Origin of the sequence: Borrelia persica No12, assembly GCF_000500045.1 — a bacterium.
Lineage (GTDB): Bacteria > Spirochaetota > Spirochaetia > Borreliales > Borreliaceae > Borrelia > Borrelia persica.
In genome coordinates this window covers 1-4,141 of record NZ_AYOT01000113.1, presented here as the reverse complement: position 1 = coordinate 4,141, position 4,141 = coordinate 1, and the positions used below count along the sequence as shown (strand labels likewise).

The window sequence follows — 4,141 nt, the reverse complement described above, 5'->3', positions numbered from 1 at the left end:
CTTGTTTTCTTTTGTTTAACGTTTTCTTCTTCTTGAATTTGTGGCAAAAATGCTTCAAAACCTTCAAATATTCTTTGAGCTTGTAATCCAATATGATGCATATTATCTCCTTTATTAATTTGTTTTATTGTTTTATTTATCATATTAATCTCCTTATAGTTTATATAACAAAAATCTTATAACAAATAATAGTTTATGTCAAGTTTGTTGTTATATAATATATTTATTAAAATATTAAACAAATTTTTATTAATAATGAGTTTACTTACTAGTAATAATTAAGTTATTATTAATAGTAATAAAACTACATAGGAGATTTACATGAATATCAATAGAAAGACGCTGCCTTATACGCAAACATCAAAAAAATATCACAAAAGATATTATAAAATATTATCAATAATTGCCTACTATCAAAAAAATGCAATTAAATACAATCAAACAACTATTTTAAAAGCACTAAATACTTTTTTAGTCAAAGATGGTCTTAAGCCAATTACACTTAGAACCTTGCGAAAAGATTTGGCACTTCTATGCAACAAAGGCATCATTCAAAAAACTCTATTAAGATTGGGTGAAGGAAACGGTTCATATATAAGATATTCCGTTAATAAATACAGTCTTCATAATTTAAAAAAATTACTAAAAGCTAAAGACGCAATTGTTGAACATGATGCAAATGCAATATACAACTTCACAAAAAAAACTCAACAAAAATATTGTGAAGAAAATGGGATTAAAATTTTTAAACGAAAAAGTGCAACTAAAAATGTCAGTCAATATATAAATAGTAATAAAAAAATAATAAATAAAAAAAATAAAAAAGAAAAAACAAAAAAAGAAGCAAAAGTAAAAACACAAGAAACAAATTTTTCAATAAAAGAAAAAGAAATTTTAATAAAAAAAAGAAAGGTTGAAGAACAAAAAAAAGAAAAAAATGCAATAAAAGAAACAAACGAAATCAACCTTTTAATCAAAAATGTTGGAAAATGGAAAACAATGAGATATTTGGATAAAGTAGAAGAAAATACAAATAAGAAGAGATATGAAGAAAGCATGCGTAGAACCAAAGAATGGGTAGAAAATACGAAGGCTGTTTTTGAGCGCATGAATATCTAGGAACAAAAAAACATCAAGGATCATCAAAAATGAAAGATACTTCGGAAAAACTGAGAAACAAAATACAAAAAATTGAAAAAGATACAAAAAAAAAAGATATTTTTGCGAAAGTAGAGCACATAAAAGATAAAACAATATATCATACAAAAATTTTACAGGATTTCTATGCATTTGGAATTGATAAAAATGATAGAGATAAGTTTTTTCTCATTTTAAGAGAATTATTTAAAGAAAAAACATGCAAATTTCATTTATTTTCTTTAAAAGATGATGATAAATTTTTAGGTATTTATTTTGGAAACAGAAAGCCAGTAAAAAATCTTGTAACTCGATACGAAGAAAATGGGATTACGAAAACATATACTTTTCCAAGAGTATTTTATATAGAATTTAGATTTAAAAAAGGCAGTATTTTTTGTTATATAAAAGGAATTTATTATTTCTTTAGGAAAGAAAAATCGGAAACAAAGTATTGCATAACATTGCTTGAAATAATAAAGAGGTTAGAAAAACAAATATATGAATTTTACAATGTAAAACTTCCAGAAGGGGGATTAATTACTAAATGGATAAAAAGAAATCTAAAATAATTACCATAGCTAGTCTTAAAGGTGGAGTTGGGAAAAGTACGACTTCAATCATACTTGCAAATTTGTTGTCACATCAATATAAGGTTCTTTTAATCGATACAGATGATCAGGCTGCTACTACAAGCTACTATTTTGATGAATTAGAGACACAAAATGTTGATGTATCCGAAATAAATATAGGCAAAGTTATAAAAGATGACTTGGATATCAATAAGAGCATTATTAACATTGATATTAACATTGATTTAATACCCAGTTATATAACTGTTGATGAGTTAAATGGAGACTATTATTATAATAATCGACACTTGGCTATTGAATTTGCATTAAAGACAAAATTAAATTCTGTAATTGATAATTATGATTACGTTATTATTGATACAAATCCTAAAAGGAATTTCACATTAAAGATTGCTTTAATTAGTAGTCATTGTGTAATATCTCCAATGACAGCAGAAAAATGGGCTGTAGAAGGATTTGAAACATTAATAGAGTTTGTAAAAGAAATAGCAGGTATACCTGTGTTCATTGTAATAACAAGGTTTAAAAAAAATATTACGCATAAACAGTTGATGAAAATAGTAAGTGCAAAAAATGGATTTTTAGGAGCTATAAGTGAAAGAGAAGATTTGAATAAAAGGATAGGTTGTAATGAAAAATTTGATTTTACAAAAGATTATATTATCGAATATAGAAAGATATTAAATTCTGTTTTACTAAAGTTGTAAATAATTTAACAAATATAATAAGTTCGGCGTGCCGAACTTATTATATTTGGAGGAGAAAAAAATATGAATAAAAAAGATCTTGATTTAAAGATTAATAAGAGAATTTCCAATAATAATTGTTCTGTAAATTATATCCTTGATAAAAGCGATGAAAATCAAAGAAAGGAAGAATTTGATCGTTTAGTAAAACAATTAAAAAACAATATTAAATCAGAGATATATAATATCATTGATACTATGAAAATCTTGAAAAGGATAAATGATAACAAGCTTTATGCAGAAGGAGGATTTAGTTCTTTTAAAGATTTTTTATCAGAATTTAAACTTGCAAAAACTCAATCTTATGAATACATAAAATTAGCTAGAGCAATTGAGACAGGTCTGCTTGAAGAAGATTTTATTACTCTTCATGGAATAAGAGCTTCTATAAGATATATCAAAACTCAAGCAAACGGAATAATAAAAAAGTCAAAACAAAATCCGGTAAAACCATTGAGATTTCAACTTAAGCATCAAGAAAGTTATAATTTTTACAAAAAAAATGCAAAACTTACAGGATTTATATTGGATAATCTTTTTTTAAGCAAAAAAGATTTATTGGAAGAATTTATAATAGAATTTAAAAGCGTGAAAGGTGAGGCTTAAAAACTATTTTGTAGTATATTAACATATTATTAATATTATTAAATTCATTAATATATGGTATTTGTTATATAATACTTGATTTTATTTAGGATATGTTATACCGTATTGTTGGTAAGTATCTGTCTATTCTAGATACTCCTTGTAGTTTTACAATCAAAGATTTTAAATCTTAATCAGCATTTCTTTAGATGTTGATGGATGCAATTTAAAATGCAAAGATTTAAATCCCTGTTAGCAAGTTTATTTTTGTAAAATTGTTAGCAGGGATTTAAATTTGACATAAGATTTATTTTCAACTTTTTATTTGAAGTTCATAATTATTAAAAATTTTTTTAATTTTCTTTAAAAGTATTTGATAATTATGATTTTTTGGTATATTATTTTTAATATATAAACTATAAGGAGATTAATATGAAAAATGAAATATCAAAAACAAATATAAAAGAAAGTAAAATTAATAACAAAAAAACAACAATGGAACAAAAAGAAATAAATTTTTTTCAGTCTCTGTACAATTTACGTATGAGTTTAATTGGAGTTGGTAAAAATCTTAATGGATACGGATATAAATACCAAGATTTTAATGAAATACTGAGAGAAGTAAAAAATGTTATAAAAGAAAGTAATTTGGATATTGATTTTGTACAATGTCCAACAATTAAAAGTTTTGAGGGTAAGTTGGTTAATGTTATTACGACAACATTTTACAGTCCAAATAGTGGATATAGATATGAATTTGATACACCAATATACACAGAAGAATTGAATTCAATGAAATTAAGGAGTCAAAACACTTTACCGCAACTTGTGGGTTCTTGTATAACATATTTTAAGCGTTATGCGCTTGTAGCGTTTTTATCAATTGAGAGTGAAGTAGACACAGATGCAAGCGATGTAAAGATAGAACAAGGAAATAATCAAGGAAATAGTAACACCAATTATTCTAGAGATGGTAGAAATAGTGATGTAAATGGACAGTCTAGAGATATGCTGACTAAACAAGCAAAAGTAGCAAATAATAATGATCGAGTTGTTAATGTTAAAACAAATAAACCTAAA

At 24.6% G+C, this 4,141-nt stretch carries 5 protein-coding genes; all 5 read left to right on the top strand.

Annotated elements, in window-relative coordinates; genetic code table 11:
• Window positions 1-321: 321 nt before the first annotated feature.
• The gene (locus tag U881_RS0102355; protein WP_024653117.1) at window positions 322-1,119 is read left to right on the top strand and encodes a plasmid maintenance protein; all 798 of its coding nucleotides are present in this window, start codon (window positions 322-324) and stop codon (window positions 1,117-1,119) included.
• 29 nt (window positions 1,120-1,148) lie between these two features.
• Window positions 1,149-1,709 (top strand): DUF226 domain-containing protein, encoded by a 561-nt coding sequence (locus U881_RS0102350; protein ID WP_024653116.1) that lies wholly within the window; start codon window positions 1,149-1,151, stop codon window positions 1,707-1,709.
• The gene (locus U881_RS0102345; protein WP_024653115.1) at window positions 1,685-2,437 is read left to right on the top strand and encodes a ParA family protein; all 753 of its coding nucleotides are present in this window, start codon (window positions 1,685-1,687) and stop codon (window positions 2,435-2,437) included. The genes U881_RS0102350 and U881_RS0102345 overlap by 25 nt, the downstream gene beginning before the upstream one ends.
• Window positions 2,438-2,500: 63 nt before the next feature.
• The gene (locus U881_RS0102340; RefSeq protein WP_024653114.1) at window positions 2,501-3,082 is read left to right on the top strand and encodes a chromosome replication/partitioning protein; all 582 of its coding nucleotides are present in this window, start codon (window positions 2,501-2,503) and stop codon (window positions 3,080-3,082) included.
• Between the two features lie 411 nt (window positions 3,083-3,493).
• A partial coding sequence (locus tag U881_RS0102335; RefSeq protein WP_024653113.1) for an ERF family protein occupies window positions 3,494-4,141 on the top strand: 648 nt, incomplete at its 3' end.